Origin of the sequence: Cohnella sp. GCM10012308, assembly GCF_042649185.1 — a bacterium.
GTDB lineage: Bacteria > Bacillota > Bacilli > Paenibacillales > Paenibacillaceae > Cohnella.
In genome coordinates this window covers 509286-527181 of sequence record NZ_JBHRYU010000002.1, presented here as the reverse complement: position 1 = coordinate 527181, position 17896 = coordinate 509286, and the positions used below count along the sequence as shown (strand labels likewise).

9 protein-coding genes are annotated in these 17896 nt (G+C 59.4%); 6 read left to right on the top strand and 3 right to left on the bottom strand.

Annotated features, from left to right (window positions below):
* Positions 1-677 precede the first annotated feature (677 nt).
* The gene (locus ACFOTD_RS05390) at positions 678-2315 is read right to left on the bottom strand and encodes a response regulator (RefSeq protein WP_378116475.1); all 1638 of its coding nucleotides are present in this window, start codon (positions 2313-2315) and stop codon (positions 678-680) included.
* A 1-nt stretch (position 2316) separates the two neighbouring features.
* Positions 2317-4176, bottom strand: a complete 1860-nt coding sequence (locus tag ACFOTD_RS05385) for a cache domain-containing sensor histidine kinase (RefSeq protein WP_378116473.1) — start codon at positions 4174-4176, stop codon at positions 2317-2319.
* 196 nt (positions 4177-4372) lie between these two features.
* Here ACFOTD_RS05385 and ACFOTD_RS05380 point away from each other — a divergent pair, with 196 nt between their 5' ends.
* From ACFOTD_RS05380 to ACFOTD_RS05355, 6 genes are all read left to right on the top strand, one after another.
* Complete coding sequence (locus tag ACFOTD_RS05380) at positions 4373-5782, top strand: ABC transporter substrate-binding protein (protein WP_378116471.1); 1410 nt, start codon at positions 4373-4375, stop codon at positions 5780-5782.
* 111 nt (positions 5783-5893) lie between these two features.
* The gene (locus ACFOTD_RS05375; protein ID WP_378116469.1) at positions 5894-6772 is read left to right on the top strand and encodes a carbohydrate ABC transporter permease; all 879 of its coding nucleotides are present in this window, start codon (positions 5894-5896) and stop codon (positions 6770-6772) included.
* Position 6773: 1 nt separating this feature from the next.
* Positions 6774-7673, top strand: coding sequence for a carbohydrate ABC transporter permease (locus ACFOTD_RS05370; protein WP_378116467.1), 900 nt, complete (start codon positions 6774-6776; stop codon positions 7671-7673).
* A 37-nt stretch (positions 7674-7710) separates the two neighbouring features.
* The gene (locus ACFOTD_RS05365; protein ID WP_378116465.1) at positions 7711-9894 is read left to right on the top strand and encodes a glycosyl hydrolase; all 2184 of its coding nucleotides are present in this window, start codon (positions 7711-7713) and stop codon (positions 9892-9894) included.
* A gap of 59 nt (positions 9895-9953) precedes the next feature.
* The gene (locus ACFOTD_RS05360) at positions 9954-13415 is read left to right on the top strand and encodes a discoidin domain-containing protein (protein WP_378116463.1); all 3462 of its coding nucleotides are present in this window, start codon (positions 9954-9956) and stop codon (positions 13413-13415) included.
* Between the two features lie 66 nt (positions 13416-13481).
* Complete coding sequence (locus ACFOTD_RS05355; RefSeq protein ID WP_378116461.1) at positions 13482-15080, top strand: S-layer homology domain-containing protein; 1599 nt, start codon at positions 13482-13484, stop codon at positions 15078-15080.
* Positions 15081-15150: 70 nt separating this feature from the next.
* On the opposite strand, the gene mprF is transcribed toward ACFOTD_RS05355, so the two are convergent.
* Positions 15151-17829, bottom strand: coding sequence for a bifunctional lysylphosphatidylglycerol flippase/synthetase MprF (mprF, locus tag ACFOTD_RS05350; RefSeq protein WP_378116459.1), 2679 nt, complete (start codon positions 17827-17829; stop codon positions 15151-15153).
* Between the last annotated feature and the right edge of the window lie 67 nt (positions 17830-17896).

Below are 17896 nucleotides of genomic sequence, written 5' to 3'. Positions count from 1 at the left end.
ACAGCGCTATTCACGACACGTACAAGATGATTTTCAGGAATATCTGTTTCCAGATCCATTGGCAGACAAAGTTGATCCATGCTATATTGAATGTACAAAGAAACCGTTCCTTTCGTAAATGGTTGCTCGACACTTCCATTTTACCAAAGAACGGTTTCTTTTTGTTTTACAAAAACAGGACTGCCCCGCAGGTCATTTTCATGACCCTTTTGGGACAGCCCCATCGCACGATCGGAGGCGCGGTACCGGCGAAGTGCTGCTCTAGGAAAGCACATCGCACCATGCGGCAACCGGCTACAACCGAGTGCTTTCGTATGAAAGCACATCGCACGATCGGAGGCGCGGTAGCAGCGAAGTGCTGCTCTAGGAAAGCACCTCGCACCATGCGGCAACCGGCAACAACCGGGTGCTTTCGTATGAAAGCACATCGCACGATCGGAGGCGCGGTAGCGGCGAAGTGCTGCTCAAGGAAAGCACTTCGCACCATGTGGCGTCGGGCACCCACCAAGTGCTTTCGTATGAAAGCACATCGCACGATCGGAGGCGCGGTAGCAGCGATGTGCTGCTCTAGGAAAGCGCTTCGCACCATGCGGCGTCGGTCACCAGCCACCGCCCATCGCCGCCCATCCCCGCCGCCGTCCGCTACCCGCCGGACTCCGGCCGCGCCCCTGCGGCGTTCACAACGTCCGGAACTTAAACTCGCTCGGCGTGAAGCCGGTCGCCTTCTTGAACACCTTGGAGAAATATTTTTCGTTTTGAAAGCCGACGAGATTCGCAATCTCGTAGGTGCGGTACCGGCCCTCGCGGATGTAAAACTTCGCCTTCTCCATGCGTAGCCTCAGCAGGAAGTCGGTGAAGTTTTCGCCGAGCTCCTTTTTAAACTCCCTGCTGAGGTATTCCGGGCTGATCTGCAGGTGGTCCGCCACCAGCTCCAGGCTGATGGCCTCGTGAAAGTGATCGGCAATATAATCGCGCGCCTTCCCCATCAGCTTCTTGGTCGAGCGGGTCGACTTTTCCTGGATGTGGGTGAAGGCGTCCGAACACCGTTGCCGGAACCAGGCGATCATTTCCTCTATGCGCTGCAGCGAGTTGACCTGCGTATACAGATGATACTCGTCGCCGAGCGCTTCGTCGGCGTCGAAGCCAAGCTGCTTCAAAATGGTGGCGAGCAGCACGATCAGCTCATAATTCAGCTTGGCCACGTCCGCGATCTCGAACGAGCAAGGAACGCGGAACGGCGCGAATCGCTCCGCAAGAAACGCGGACGCCTCGTCCTGCCGGTGCGCTTCGAACAGAGCCAGCAGCTCCCGCTCCGCCGCAAGGTCGAGCGATACGCTCTCGGAAGCCGGTTCCCGCTCCGTGCCGCAGACATAGACGCGGCCTCCGCCATGCACCAGCTTCTGCGCGAAGGCGCGGCGCGCGGAGGCGAACGAAGCCGGCGTCTCGTCAAGACGTCCGGCAGCGTGTCCGACTCCCGCCGTAATAGACAGCTTCAACACGTCGAGGGCGAGTCCGGATGCCCGCTCCGACAACGCCGCGATCTTCCCTAGCCCGCTCTGCCCATCCGCATACTGCCCATCCGCGTTCTGCCCATTCTCCCCGTCCCCATTCAGCAGCAGGCCGATCCCATCGTCCCAGCGAAACGGCTCCGCGACAAGCCCGCCCTCCCGAAAGACCTCAAGACAGAGATTTTCAAGTCCGTACTTCAGCAACTCGACATCGGAACGCGGCATCGTTTGCGCGATGCGGACCGCCTCATCCATGCCGGCCAGCCATACATAATGGAAAGGAGACGTAAAACGGATGCCGTATTCTTCGCATTTGCGCGCCTGCCTGCCGGACGCTTCCTTGCCCTCGACGATCTCGGTCAAGTAACGGCGGCGCAGCTCCGAAGTACCTGCATTTAATTTGATCTGAAGCCGCAGCTCGTCTTCGCGCAGATCCCGCTTCTGCATCAATTCCTGCAGCGCGCCGCGGACGACATCCTCCAGTTCAGCCTCGGCGACAGGCTTCAGCAGATAGGCGTAAGCGCCGAATTTTAGCGCCTTCTGCGCGTATTCGAACAGATCGTAGCCGCTCAGCACGATGAACGGCACGTCGCCATGACGCTCTCGCACGCGCTCCAGAAGGGCGATGCCGTCCATTTCGGGCATTCGAATATCGGACAGGATGAGATCGGCACGCCGCTCCTCCAGCAGCGCCAGCGCGTCCAAGCCATTGCCGGCGATCCGGATATCGTCGATGCCGAACCGGCGGAGGGCGTCCTCGAGCGAGCCGCGAATTTGCGTCTCGTCTTCGACAATCAGAATATTCATGTCAGACCGCCTCCTCTCCAAGCCTGTCGTGCAGCGGGAGCTTGATCCTTACCGTCGTAAAGACGCCCGCCTTGCCGCTTATTTTGATGCCGAATTCCGGGCCGAACTGCAGCCGTATACGCGCATGCACGTTACGAATGCCGAGCCCGTTTCCTTTGCCGCCTACGGTAGTCGCTTCGTGCGTTACCGGCTGGGGCAAGCCCGCTGCCTCGGACGACGATTGCGCGAACCAGCCGTTCAGCCGCGATATTTCTTCTTCGGACATGCCCGAGCCGTTATCGTAGATATAGATGAGCCAATGATCGCCGGCCGGCTTGGCCGTAATGCGCAGCTCGCCGCCGATCGTCTTGTTCGCCAGTCCGTGCTGGATCGCGTTCTCGACCAACGGCTGCAGCGTCAATCTCAGCACGGGCTTTTCCCACAATGCGTCATCGATCTCGAAAACGGTCGAGAACCGTCCGGCAAAGCGGATATCATGCAGATAGATATACTTCCGGATGTGATCGATCTCCTCGCGCAGCGTGACGGCGCTGCCGCCCTGATGCAGGCTGTACCGGAAGATGCCCGACAGGTTCTGCACCATGGCGGAAGCGCGTTCGTAATCGTGGCGGTCAATGACCGATTTAGTCGCATACAGCGTGTTGTACAAAAAGTGAGGATTGATCTGCGACTGCAGCGCATTGAGCTCCGCCTGGTTGCGAAGCAGGTTCGCTTCATATTTCTGAACGATCAGCGATTCGATGTTCCCGACCATGCTGTTGAACGCCTGGCTGATGCGGGCCAGCTCGTCGTTGCCCTTGACGGGAACCCGCGTGGAGAAGTTCCCCATCTCGAGTTGCTTGAACGAGGGCATGAGCCGGCGAAGCGGCTTGACGATGAGGAACGAAACGACGATGGAGATCAGCAGCACGATCCCGGAGATGACAATCAGCATGGCGGCCGTAATGCTGCGCAGAAATCCGCTTTTCTTTTGCAGCTCGGACATCGGAATCAGGGACACGACCTGAAATCCGTACTGGGACGGGGCGCTTGCGATAACAAGCATACTCTGCCCGCCAATGTCGGTCTTGACCTGCCCGCGGCCAAGTCCTTTGGCGACGCCCAACAGCTTGGCGCTCTCCCGTTCTTCCCATTGGACATTGCTATAGATGAGCTTGCCCGTCCGGCTGATGATGGCGGTCTGCTCGCCCTCCTGCAGGTTCATATTGGCGATGTCGCCAAAGAACTGCTCGGTGTTCTGATCGACAAGCAAGACGCCGGCCGGTCCGTCCGCGTTGTAATCGGTGATCGACTGCGCGACCGAGATGACGACGGGCTTGGGGGCGCTGACGGGATTAAAAAGAAAATCGTTCGTATGCGGATCGAGAAAATGAGGCGCGCCGTTAAGCGCCATCGTCTTCTTGAACCAGGGCTCGTCCAGAACGGAGCCTGCGACGGAGTTGCGGCCCTGAACGTTGATAGCGTACTTGATTTCGCCGCGCGTATTGATCAGGGTGATTCCGTTCAGCTTGTCGTTCATCTGAATGAGGGCGAGAAAATAACGGTCGAGGCGCTCCTTATAGTCGAAATAGGCATCGCTCGTGTCGTTCGGTCTAGAGCCGAGCATATAGGTAATTTCCTTGCTGATTAAGAAGAGGGAAGCCGACTGCTTCTGCAAGATCAGCACGTTTTCGTCGATGTTGCGCATGATCTGGTCGGAAATGGCCGCTTTATTTCGAATATAGTTATTCTCTACGTTGCGCGCGGACAGGCTGTAGGAGACGGCGCCGTAAAGGAAGACGGGCACCGATATCGCGAGCAGGTAGATCACGAACAGCCGATACGCGATCGAGTTGTTTGCCGGAAAGCGCCATTTACGCATCGAGCTCCACTCCAGGTTGTTATTGTGCCTCAGGTTGTTCCTATCATAGCATGGCGCCAGAGCGCGTTCTATGGGATGATCAAGAAATTGCACCTGATGTCAAGATGTTGATTCTATTCGACGCCGCGGCGTCCGGCTTACAATGAGCATGCGGGACAGTGACGCATGGTCTGTTCATCATAGGAGGGGTTCTCAAATGAATATCGTACGGACACGCAAAAAAGTACAGACGTTGGTTCCGGCCAGTATCCTTGCGCTCGGCTTGCTCTCGGCATGCGGATCGAACTCGGATGCGGGCGGGAACGGGGCTTCCGCAAGCACGAATACGGGCAGCGGCGCGGTAAATACGGAGGCCGCAAGCACGGCAAGCGGCGGTGCGACTGCAAGCAGCGAGGCGACGCAGGATACGGAAGCGTTTACGATCAGCGTAGCGAGCTGGAACCTGGGCGATGAGCCGCTCGGCATCGTGAAGGCGTACCGCGAAGCGTTCGAGAAGGCGTACAAAGTCAAATATCCGAATGCCACGATCGAATACAAAAATACGCCGGGCGAGGCTTACTTCGATCTGCTCAAAGCGCAAATGGCTTCGGCGTCGGCCGCCGACGTCGTCCAGTTCCAGAGCGCGCAGCTCCCGCTGTTCGCGAAGGCGGGCTATATCGCCGACCTGTCGGACATGCCGTTCGTGGCGAATATCGACGGCGCGCCAAAAACGCAGAGCTCCTACGGCGGCAAAGTGTACGCGGCGCCGTTCGACCTGAACAGCAACGGCGTCTGGTATAACCGCAAGCTGTTCGAAGACAACGGCATCCAGGTGCCGAAAACGTGGGACGAGCTGGTGCAGACGGCGGAGACGCTGAAGAGCAAGGGCATCACGCCTTTTGCCGGCGGCTTCAAGGACGCCTGGGTGGCGAGCATGACCGTCGGCGTCTTCCTGCCTAACGAGTACGGCAGCGATACGTTCGAGAAGGACGTCTACAACGGCGCCAAGAAGCTGAACGGCCCGGAAATCCAAGCCGCATTCGGCAAGCTCCAGCAGTTCGTGGACAAAGGCTATTTCGGAAGCAATGCGCTCAGCAACGGCTGGGATCTGCAGCGCAAGGATTTCGAGGACGGCAAAGCGGCCATGATTATCCACGGCCCGTACATCGGCGGTCTCGTCAACAGCGAAATGAAAGACAGCGGCGGCATGGAAACCGGATTTTTCGCCCTTCCGAGCGATAAAGGCGACCCGCTGCTCAGCGTATCCGTCGGCGTATTGACGGGCGTCAACGCACATACGAAAAACCTGCAGCGCGCCAAAGACCTCGTGACGGCGATGCACGATCCGGATGCCATCGTCATTCGCGACAAGGATGCGGGCGTATTCCCGGCCATCAAAGGGATCGAGATCGATTATAAGGAAGTCGGCAACAAGGATTTCCTGAGCGTGCTCGGCGCTACCAAGAGCATGATTCAAGGGCAGTTCATGCCGGCCTCCGTCGGCGACATCTACGCCAAGCTGTTCACCAAGATGCTGGCAGGCAAAGCGTTCAGCCCGTCCTGGCTGGACGAAGCCGACAGCGCCTTCGTTCGCGACAAGGGGCTCGTGGCCGCTCCCGAGCAGTAAGTTTTATCATGGACAGCAACTGGCCGAGAGGCCGAGAAGGGATGCCGCGGATCGAGCTTAGCCGCCGTATCCCTTCTTCTTTCCAACGAACAACCGAAAGCAGGGAAGCGTATGAAATCGGGTTTTAGAAATGCATGGGTCGAACTCTCTTTTGCGGCGCCCGCATTGATTTTGTTCCTTATCATCGTCGTATGGCCGTTCGTCAGTTCGTTCTATTACGCCTTGACGCAGTGGGACGGATTTTCCAAGCCGGTCTTTATCGGCTTCGACAACTTCGTCAACTTGTTCAAGGAACCCGGCTTTCGGATTGCGCTTCGCAATACGCTGCTTTTCGCGCTGGCCGGCCTTTTCTTAAGCAATGCGCTGAGCCTTGCGCTCGCGCTCGCGCTGAACAGGGCGGGGCGCTCGCAGACGGTGCTGCGCACGATCTTTTATTTGCCGGGCGTCGTCAGCTTCGTCACGATGTCGATCGTCTGGACGATGATCTATCACAACGACGGCGCGCTGAACCAGCTGCTGAGATCGATCGGCCTGGGTTCGGCGGGACGGGAGTGGCTCGGCACGTACGATTCGGTCATGCCCGCCCTGATCGTCATCATGGTGTGGGGCGGCGTCGGCTTTGGCGTGATCGTCTTTCTTGCCGGCCTCAGCTCGATTCCGGCCGAGCTTTACGAGGCGGCCAATCTGGACGGCGCAGGCCCGTTATCCGTATTTCGCTATATCACCTTCCCGCTGCTCATGCCGTCGATCACGGTCGTGACTTTCCTCGGGCTGACGACGACGCTGCGGATGTTCGATTTGCCTTTCATCATGACGAACGGCGGTCCGGGAGATGCCTCGAACACGATCTCCCTGATCATTTACAAGCATGCGTTCAGCTACAGCAATTACGGGTATGCGACGGCCGGGGGCATCATTCTCTTTCTGTTCGTCGGCGTCGTATCGCTGCTTCAGCTCAGGCTGACGAGAAGCAAGGAGGTGCAGATCTAAGATGAGCGCGCTTCAGACTTCGGCCCGTGCCAAACGGCAGGTCGATCGCGTCAATCGCGTGCCGGCGGGAGCGGCCGCATCGCGGTCGCCTCTTCACGTCGCGTCCCAAACCGTCACATGGCTCATGGGTGCGCTGTTCCTTGCTCCGTTTCTGCTGTTCTTCCTGAATACGTTCAAGGATAAAGCGCATATTTTCGACGCCTTTTACATGCCGGATATTACGGACTTGAGCAATTACAGGACCATGCTGCGCAACACGGATTTCTTCGCGTCTCTGTCGCTCACGGTCGTCATCTGCGCCGTTACCCTCTTTTTTATCGTCCTGCTGTCCTCGATGGCCGGCTATATCATCAGCCGCTCCGAGCGCAGATGGATCAAATGGATGTATGCGCTGTTCGCGGCAGGCCAGATCATTCCCGCCCAGACGAGCATGCTGCCGCTCTATAAGCTCGGGGTGGCGACGCATCTGATCAACACGCCCGTTTTTCTGATCATCATCTATGTGGCGGGAGGCACGGCATTCGCTTCGCTGTTCTTCGCGGCCTTCACGAGAACGATCCCGCAGGCGCTGGAAGAATCGGCATTCATCGACGGCTGCGGGCGGTACCAGACGTTCTTCCGCATCATCCTGCCGCTGCTCAAGCCGGCGACCGCAACGATCGTCACGACGACCGTGTACTGGTACTGGAACGATTTTCAAGGCCCGCTGATTTATCTGAATGCCGGCAAGGTCGCGCCGCTCATGATGTCCGTTTACAAATTCATGGGCGCCAACGCCACGGTGGATTGGGGACCGGTGTACGCGCTTTGCTTCCTGTCCGCCATACCGATGATCTTGTTCTTCCTGTTTACGCAGAAGTATTTGCTGAAGGGCCTTGTCGTCGGCTCGGTAAAAGGCTAGGTTGCGCGGGCAGGCGAACGGGGAGGGTTTTGTGACGATGAACGACAAGAACGACGTGAACGACGTGAATGACGCGGACGATGCAAACGTCGCGAACGGCGGCGGAGAAAATGCGTTCGAAACGCCTCCGCTGCGATATCGGCCCTATCAGATCGTTCATGAATGGGGCGACGACCCGCAGGAGAAGCTGGAACGCCTGGCGTCGCTCGGGATCGGCGGCATCGTGACGAACGTGTCCTGGGACGATCGCTATTTGCGGGACGAGCGCGCCTTCCGCGAGCTTGATGCGCAATTGGACGCGGCGAGCGGTAGGGGACTCGGCATCTGGCTGTACGACGAAAAAGGCTATCCCAGCGGCTCTGCGGACGGCCTCACGCTGTCAGGCCATCCGGAGCTGCAGGCGCGGGGGTTGTACCGGATTTCGGTGACGGGCAGCGGCCTTGCGCCGGTGGTCGTGACGCTGCCGGAAGACGGCATTCGCTTCTATTCCGCATCGCTGCATTCGCTAGATGAAGCGGCGAGCGGCGCGACTGCGCGCTGCGCGGAAGCGGCCGATGACGGCGCGACGGTGCGGACGAACGGCATCGAAGGGGAATGGGTGCTGCACGCATACGTGGAGAAGTACCTGTACGAAGGCACCCATGCGGAGCGGAACGGCTGGTCGCCGCGGCGTTACCCCAATCTGTTGGACAGCCGGGCGGTTCGGCGGTTTATCGAGACGACGTACGAACCGTATGCGGCCCATATCGGCCAGGGACGAATCGGCGAAGCGGTGTCCGCCTTTTTTACCGACGAGCCAAGCCTGATGGCCGCCTATCAAAACACGGAAGAAACGTACGAGCGCGCCGCCGTTCCGTGGACGGAGGCGCTGCCCGGCCGGTTCGAGCGGGAGCATGGCTATGCGCTGGCGCCTTATCTTCATGCGCTGTTCGAAGGCGACGGCGAAGCGGAGCGAACCGTACGCGTGCAGTTTTACAGGACCGTCGCGAGCTTGCTTGCCGACAGTTATTTTCGTCAGCTTGCGGACTGGTGCGGGTCGCGGGGCATCCGATTTTCGGGTCATGCGCTGCTGGAAGAGAGCATGGTGTATCACGCCGCTTACTACGGCAGCCTCATGCGCGTGCTGCGGGAGATGCCGTTGCCCGGCGTCGACATGCTGACGACAAGGCCGCAGCGGTACCTCGACGATCCCTTCGGCTATTTGCTCGCGCCGAAGTTCGTCAGCTCCGCTGCGCGGGCCGCCGGCCGGCGAGACGTGATGGCCGAGATCTGCCCGGTTCACTTCGATCCGTCCGGCGCGTTTACATACGACGGCGATGCGTCGCTAGGCGACATGACGGGAACCGCCAATCTGCTGTATATGGGCGGGGTGACGCACATCAACTCCTATTACAACGCTCTGGAAATGGGAGAGGAGCAATACCGGCGCTACTGCGCGCATGTCGGCAGGCTCGGTGTCATGCTGGAGGGCGCGGCGCATCTGCCCGATGTCGGCGTCTACTACGGCATCGAGACCTATCAGGCGGATTATATACCGATTCGCCAAGCCGTACGCCGCCAGCCGGGGCCGATGTGGGACCGGCACGAATCGCTGTTGGCCACGGCTCGCGAGCTGCTGTCGGCAGGGCTGGATTTTAACTTCCTCGACGATCAGGCCATTGCGGATGCCAAGCTTAAGGATGGGGCGCTTGAAGTCGGCGGCAGTTGTTATCGCGTTTTGCTTATGCAGGGCGTAGAGGTCATTCCGCTCGCCGTGCTTGCGAAGCTGCAGCGCTTCGAAGCGTCGGGCGGACGGGTCGTATGGACCGGGACGCTGCCGGCGAGCGGCATTTACGCCGGTGAGCATGCCGAAGTCGTCCGGCGGATGCGCGCGTGCGAGCTTGTTCCAAGGGTAGAAGCGGCAGCAAGAATTCGGGCTGCCCGCGCCGAACCGATAGCGGAGTCCGCGCTTCGGATCGCGGAAGCCGAGGCCGGCGCACGGCTGCTCGTGAGCCGTTACCGCAAGGACGGCGAGGAATTGCTAATGCTGCTCCATGCCGGCGACGGCATCGCGGAAGCGACGCTGGAAGCATGGCCGGATGGCAGGCGCGACGCCATCGTTTCCGACCCGGCGACGGGAAGCCAATCCCGCGTGACTCTGCCTTTCCGGCTGCAGCTGCAGCCGTACGAATGCCTGTTTATACAGACGATGAGTGAAGGGGCTCGGCAAATGGAAGGCTGATCCCCTTTTTTTCTAGCCGAGTTGAAAGCGAATTCATATTAAGAAGGAGACGATCACCTATGAAATATGCGCGTTTGAGGCCGGCTTTTATGACGGCTGTTGCACTCCTGCTTGTTTTCCAGCTCGTCGGTTTTGTATTCTCGCCGGCAGTCGCGAATGCGGCGGCTTCGGCCGTTTATTACGTCAGCCAATCCGGGGGGGACGACGCCGCGGACGGCTTATCGGAGGCGACCGCCTGGAAGACGTTGACGCATGTGTCGGCGAAGACTTTTCAGCCCGGAGACCGCATTCTGCTCAAGTCGGGCGACCGATGGACCGGAGAGACGCTCACCTTGCACGGCAGCGGCACGCCGGAACTGCCGATCGAGCTGTCGTCCTACGGAACGGGAGACAAGCCGCTTATTTCCCCGCAGTTGACGGACGCATCGGCCATCACGCTCCACAACGAGGAAGGCTGGCGTATCGACGGCATCGCGATGGAAAAGGCGATGATGGGCATCAACGCGGAGTTCGACGGCGTCTACGACAAGCGGTCGCTCGCGTTCGAAAACCTCGACATCCGCGACATGGACGATACCTTCAACAGCAAGCCGAATTTGTATAACCACTTTTCGACGGGGATCGCCTTGAAGGGGAACGGCAATGCGTCGACGTACCATCTTCGCGGACTAACGATGAAGTCGATCGTCTTCGACAACGTGAATACGCCGCTTTTTCAAGGGGCCATTTCCCAATATACGAACACGGCCGGGTTCGGTACGAACGCCAGATTCAAGGATGTTACGGTCGACGGCCTGACAGCGACAAACGCCAAGCAATGGGGTTTCAACTTCCTGTTTATGGCGGATGCGGCCATCACGAATATCAGCGCGGAAAACGTAGGCATGCTGGGCGGCACGCATGACGGCGTCAATCCTTACGGCATCGGCGGCATCGTCGTCGCCAATTCGAAAAACGTCGTGTTTGACGGGGTCGAGCTTCGCAACATCGGCAAAGGCTCGCAGGGCTACGACGGCGTCGGCTTCGATTTTGAAGGCGGTACCGACGCTTCCAACGTAACGCTGCGCAACGCCGTTATAGACGGCATCGACGGCGCCGGCATCATGATCTTCGACAACGGCGGCGTGGGCGGCACCGACGGCGCCCATGTCGACGGCGCGACCGTTCGCAATTTCGGCAGAAGCCCCGGGAATTCCAGCGGCGGCATCAAGTTTTTCCCGAATAACAAGACGACGGGAACCATCCGGAACGTAACCATCGATCGAGGCGACGCGCAGGTTCCGTTCCTCGAAGGGACCGCCGACGGGTTCGCGCTGACGAACATGACATACCTGCCGGAGGCCCTGCAGGCTGAATTCGTCGAGCTCGATACGGCAACGTCGGGCGATTGGCGCAGCCGCTTCGGACGGGAAGGGTATAAGCTGGAAAAATTCGAGTCGAAGCTTCCCGACTATGCCGCGCTGAACGAGACAAGCGGCGCGAGCGCGGTAGCCTGGCAGGCGTCGACCTCCGATCGCAGAGCGCTGACCAATGCGCAAGGCACGGCGCGTTCGGCAGGCGCAATGGTCTCTGCGGATAAGGGAGGCGCGCTTGTCTACGATCTGGATATGAAGGACGGCTTGACGCACCGGATCGCCTTCTATATGGCGGATTGGAATCGCGAGGGACTGGAGCAGTCCGTTACGGTCGAAGACGAAGCCGGACATGTCATGATCGAGCCGCAGGAAATCAAGGACTTTGGAAACGGCGTTTATTACGTGTTCGAGGCGGCGGGCCATGTCGTCGTGAAGGTGATCGGGGCTGCGGACAGCAGGGCGGTCGTCGGCGGGGTGTTTTTCGGCAGCGCCAAGGCAACGCCGGTCCTGACCTTGAGCAAGGCGGGGGCCAAGCCCAGCATCGACGGCGATATTACGGATGCGGAGTGGCAGTCGGCCGAAAGCGTGGAGATGAGCGACGACGCGCAAGTGCTGCATGGGGAAGGCAGCCTGATCGGCGCAACCGAGACGGACCTGACCGGCAACGTTCGCTTGATGTGGGACGCCTACGGACTCTATCTGGCGGGAACCGTTCGGGATAACGAGTATTTTAATCCTTACGGCCAGGGCGATCCGCTCAATAACAATGATGTCATCCAGCTGACGGTCGACCCGATGAACCGCAAAACGTCGGGTACCGGCGATGCCTATATTTTCGATTTCGTGCCGACGTCCGGCAGCGACCATAGCGGACCTGCGGCTTGGTACGAGCATTGGAAATGGGGCGGCGCCGACTACCGGGCAGGCGTTAAGGTGGCCGGCAAATTAACGGCGGACGGTTATGCGCTCGAAGCGTTCCTGCCTTGGAGCGCGCTGCGCAAAAACGGGGAGTCGTTTACGCCGGGACCGAACATGAAGCTGGGCTTGGGCGTCATGATCGGCGATTTCCGCGCGAACGGCCAGCTGAAGGGGATCTTGACGAACTTCGGCCAAGGCGAAAATACGATCGGCGATGCCGCTTCGTACCGCACGGTTCTGCTCACCGAGCGCGCGACGTCCAGCGCGGTCGTATCGCAGGGCAAGCCGGTTACGGCTTCGAGCAACAATGCGCCAAGCTCCGATCCCGCCATGGCTGTGGACGGCGACGAAGCGACGGCCTGGGTGGCCGCGAACGGCGATCTGCCGCAATCGCTCCAGGTGGATCTGGGACGGCCTTATCGACTGAGCAAGATCGAGCTGCTGTACCTGACGAACGATCCGTGGAAGTATACGCTCGAAGGCTCCAACGACGGGTCCGACTGGACGGTGCTCGCCGACCGGTCGTCCAATACGGTGCAAGGCCCCGCTTTTGCGGACGACGTCGCGGGCAGCTATCGCTACGTGCGAGTCAACATGATCGCGGGCTGGGGCAACTGGGCGACGATGAAGGAGTTTAAGGTGTTGACGGACGAATCGCTCCTCTCCTCTGCCGCTTACGCGATCGACGACTCGGCGTATTCGATCGGAGGCGTTCGGAACGGAGAGTCGGTCGATACGTTCCTGAGCCAGCTTGCCGCGGTCAACGCTACGCTCGGCCTGTTCCGCGCGGACGGGACGACGCCTGTAACCGGGGGCGCGATCGAGGATGGCATGAAGGTGATTCTGCAATCGACCAAGGGACAGCAGCCTGTCGTCTACACGGTGAACGCAGAGCCGCCGTTTACGATATCGAGCTCTTTCAAGGTCGGCAGCAGCGAGCAGCCGGAGGGTCTGGCGCCGGGCGAATTGCTCACGGGCATTCTGGAAGTGACGAACAACGGCGCGACGGCTCAGACGGTCACGCTCGTGACGGCGTTGTTCGATGCCTCGGGCGAGGACGGAGCGATGGTTAACTTCTCGTACCAAACGCAAACGCTCGGCGCCGGCGCGACGTCGACGCTGACGGCTGGCTTCAAGCTGCCGAACGCGATTGCCGGTTATAAGGCCAAGCTGTTCGTCGTGAGCGGCAGCAACTTCTTGGCCCCTTCCGGAATTCTAAGCGAGCCGGCCGTCTTGGCCGGAAAGTAAGCCGTTAAGCGTATTACAAGTTCCGGACGGCACAGAGCTCGTCCGGAACGGAGGAGGATATGGCCTATGAGAAAGTGGATTATATTGCTGATCGCGGCGCTGTTCGTTCAGCTCCTGCCAGCCGTGGCGGCAGCAGCTTCCGGAGCTTTGACGGCCTCGATCGATCAAAGCGACCGCAAGGTCGTCATCGAAGGCAGGCTTGCGGAGCCCGGCGCCGAAGTGCTGGTCACGGTCACGGATCCGGACGGAAGAACAGACTATTTCAATCAGAAAAAGACGGACGAAACAGGCGCTTTTCGCTTCAGCTATGTAAGCCTTTCCGAGAAGCCGGGCATTTATCGCGTTCGCGCGATCGGACCGTCCGGAGCGGGAAGCAACGTTTTGCAAGCCGAATACACCTATACAGGCTCTCCGACAAACGGCACTGAGCCGGGTACGGGGACGGTTTCTCCGTCTGCAGATGTCGAGATCGTCGCGGGCGCTGACGGATCGGTCGTATTAAAGCCGCGCTTGAGCCGCGATCCGGCAAATGGCATCCTTTCCGCCATCATCGGCAGCGATGCGCTGAAGCGGGCGATGGAAATGGCGAAGCCGGATGCAGATGGCGTACGTCGTATCGTCATCCAGGCAAAGTCGGAAGAACCGGCAAAAGCTTATCGCATCGCACTCCCGGCGGCGGCCCTGAGCACGGACTCGAAATCGGCGTCCATTACGCTGGACACGCCGATTGCCGCCGCAACGCTCCATTCGGATATGCTGGCCGCAGACGGCGCTTCGGTTGCGGAATTTACGATTGCAGAAGCGAGTCGCGCAGGTTGGGACGAAGCCGCGAGCGCAGGCGTCGGCAATCGACCGGCAGTCGATATAGGCCTTAAGCTCGACGGAGCGCCAATGGATTGGCGCAACGCGTCCTCTGAAGTCAGCATCGCGATTCCTTATACGCCTTCTAAAGAGGAGCAAGACGCCGAGGAGCGACTCACGGTTCGCTTCATTGACGGCAGCGGCCAATCCACTTCAGTCATCAATGGCCGGTATAAGGACGGCAAGGTCGCTTTCCGAACGCCGCATTTCAGCACGTATGCCGTAGCGTTCGGCGAAGAAACGTTCATGGATCTGCCCGTTGCCCATTGGGCGCATCAGGCTGTAGGCGCAATGGCAGCCAGGGACATCGTCAAGGGAAGACCGGACGGATCCTTCGATCCGGCAGCCGCAGTAACCCGAGCCGAATTTTTGACGCTCCTGACGAGAACGTTGGAGCTGCGTACAGATGACGGCAGCATTTCCGGCGAGACGCTTTCTTTTAAGGACGTGTCCTCCAGCGCCTACTATGCGTCCGCGCTTCGCGCTGCGGCCAAGGCAGGTATTGTCAAAGGAGACGGCAGCGGCAGCTTTAGGCCAAGCGAGCGGATATCAAGGCAAGAGCTGAGCGCGATGGTCTATCGGGCGCTTGTCTCGACGGGACGGCTCGCAGCATCCGAGAGTCAGGCGGCAAGCATGGTGTTTAAAGACGAATCCGAGATCGCCGCTTATGCGCGAGACGGCATCAAGGCGTTGTCTGCGTCCGGCATCCTGCAAGGCAGCAACGATGCGTTCCGTCCGACCGCATTCGCTTCGAGGGCCGAAGCTGCGCAGGTGATGTATAAGATCTGGTCTCAAACGGACTGATTGTACGAGACGAAATAAAATAGCCCGAAGGCCGCGCGTGGCGCGCCTTCGGGCTACAGGTCTATGGTTCCTATTGCTCCGCTCGTTCGGCCTCGCCCTTGCTCCGTTTATTCGGTCGCCGGGCAATCAGCAGGATTAATTCGACTAGCAGCACGGGCAGCGAGACGCGCGCAGGATAAGCCAAATATCGAGGTTCCCAATTTGGACGGAATTTCTCTTTGTATTTGCGCAGTCCCTTGAAGCCGTACCAGTGCCCGCCGTATTCGTAGAGCCGGTTCGCCAGCTTTTCCTCGCGCATGGCGGCGCGGGCCTCGCCGACGCTCGCGAGAGGGGCCATGCCCAGGTTAAAGACGGAATAGCCCTGTTCCCGGGACCACTCGAGCAGACGGATAAACAAAAAGTCCATGGTCCCGTTCGGGGTATCCGCCAGATGGCGCATGAGGTCGATGGACATCGTCCGCCCGTCGTCGTAGCTTGGCGCCAGCGTTGCGAATGCGATCGCTTGCCCGTCGGGCGCGAGCAGCGCCGCGATCGGCGCTTTCTGCAGATAGGCGGTCTCGAACCAGCCCAACGAGAAGCTTTTTTCCCGCCGGCCCTTGAGCCATGCCGCCGAGATCCGGCCCAGACGCTCCAGCGCTGGCGGCTCATGCGGAGGCTGCAGCACCTCGAACCGGTAGCCGTCGCGTTCAAAGCGATTGATGACATTGCGAAGGTTGGTGTTGGCCTTTCCTACTAGAGAGAAGGTGGACAGATTAACCAGCGCTTCTTCGCCCAGCTTAAAGAAACGGTAGCCATTTTCATGATAAATCGGTAAATAGGCAGGGGCTACCTGGTAAAAAACGACCTCCAGATCGTACAAATCCGCGTGCCGCTGGCATTCCTGAATGCCGCTGCTAATCAGCGCCGGATCGCCCAGCGGGTCTCCAAGTACCACGAACTTGTTGCGAATGATCGAATAAGGAATGAGAACGCGGCCGTCGCAAGCCCAGAAAAAATGCTTGTCCCCCGCAAACAGCATGTGCGTGAGCAGGTTGCCCCGGGCGCCCTTCAAAAAATCGCGAACCTGGTCCAGCTCCTCGGCGGAGGCGCCGCGGGCCGTTATCTTGTTCGGCCGCAGCAGCAGCGCGAGCGACAGGAGCAGCCAGGTCACGCCGAGGCCCGTCACGACGGCGATCGTGTGCTCGGTCGGGTTCAGAATCAGATGAAGGTAGCGATTGTCCGGAATCCGGTGCACAAATTGAGGCACGGTACCGGCGGCTACGATATCGTAGACATAGGCGATGAGCAGCGTGGTTGCGGCCCAGACCGCCATGCGTTCCCGAGGGATCGGCGCGCCGATTCTGTAGAAGCGCGCCCGCGATAAATAAAGCAAAAGGGCGACAAACAGCAGAAAAATCGCTTCCTCGAAATCAAACGCTTTGGTGAAGGTAAATAAAGCGCCTGCGCACAGCAGGCCGAACGTCCACTGATAGGCGCGTTTGATTCTGCGGGAAATGCCCCAGGACAGAACGATCAGCATCAATCCGATAATAAGGCTTAATTGGTGAGATAAGCGCATGAGCGGCGCGGATAGAAGCTCCTCGGCGAATTCCAGCCGCCCGAGCAGGCCGGGGGTCGCGGCCGACAGGAGCAGGACGCCTCCGCTTAAGAACACCAGCTTGCCGAGCGCCCAAGCGCCGAATTCGGAGATCCAGGCGTGCTGGCCGGGGAATTCCCACAAGCGCTGCCAGCCGTTCAGCGAATCCTCTACCGCGTCTTCATCGGTCTCCGCTGTCTTCTGCCGGTTCTGGGCAAATTCGAAGACGCCCATGATGAGCCCGATAAGCCAAGGGAACAGATAATAGAGGATGCGAAATAGAACGAGCACCGCGGCGGCATTCTCCGGCGCGTAGCCGAGCGCTTGAAGACCGAACAGCGCGATCAGGTCAAAGCCCCCGATGCCGCCGGGGGCGAGGCTCACCAGTCCCGCCACGGCAGCGACGGTGAAGATGCCCATCGCCGTAAGGAAGGGGAGGTCCGGAAGCAGCGTCGATCCGATCATCCAGAACACGGCGCCGGCCAATGCCCACTCCGCCACGGAGACGAGCACGGATGCGACGATGGTGGACGGATTCATTCGCGGCAAGTCGCGGTTCAGCCATTTCGCATAAAAAGAAGTGCGTTGAAACAGCAAATAGCCGGGCAGGTAAAGCGCGATGGCCCAGACGGCATAAAGCGTCCAGCGATGGGTTCGAACCACCGCGTCGATCGGAAAAAGCCCGCCGATGCCTCCCCAGGCCAGCAGCGATATGCCTGTCATCGTGATGGTAGACAGGAAGGCGATGATGGCCGTTATCGTCGGAACGGATAGACCGCGGTTGCGGTAAAGATAGGTACGCAGCGCGGCTCCAGCGACGCCGGCGAAGCCGATGACGCTATTCGAGGTATTGGCGATCCAAGCAATGCGAAAAGTTGTCCAGCGTCCGATGGTAAGCCGGAAATGCCGGCGAAGGACGAATTCGTAGCCGCCGACCGCCGCGACGGCAACCAGAGACGATGCGATAAGCATGAGCAGCCTCGACGGCTCTATCTGACGCAACACATGCAGCGTGGCCGCCCAGTCGATCCGGCGGAATTCAGCCTGGCCTTCCCATATTATAAGTCCGATGACGGCAAGCGGGATCAGGATTTGTATCACTTTTAACCGGTACAGCGTGGACAGGAGCTTCAGCGCCTTCAGGCGAGGGAGCTCCCTTTTGTTTTTTGCCATCATTGTTCTCCTTATCCAATGTTCGTACACAAAGTATACCCTGATCGATCTTTCAGAAAAAATATTT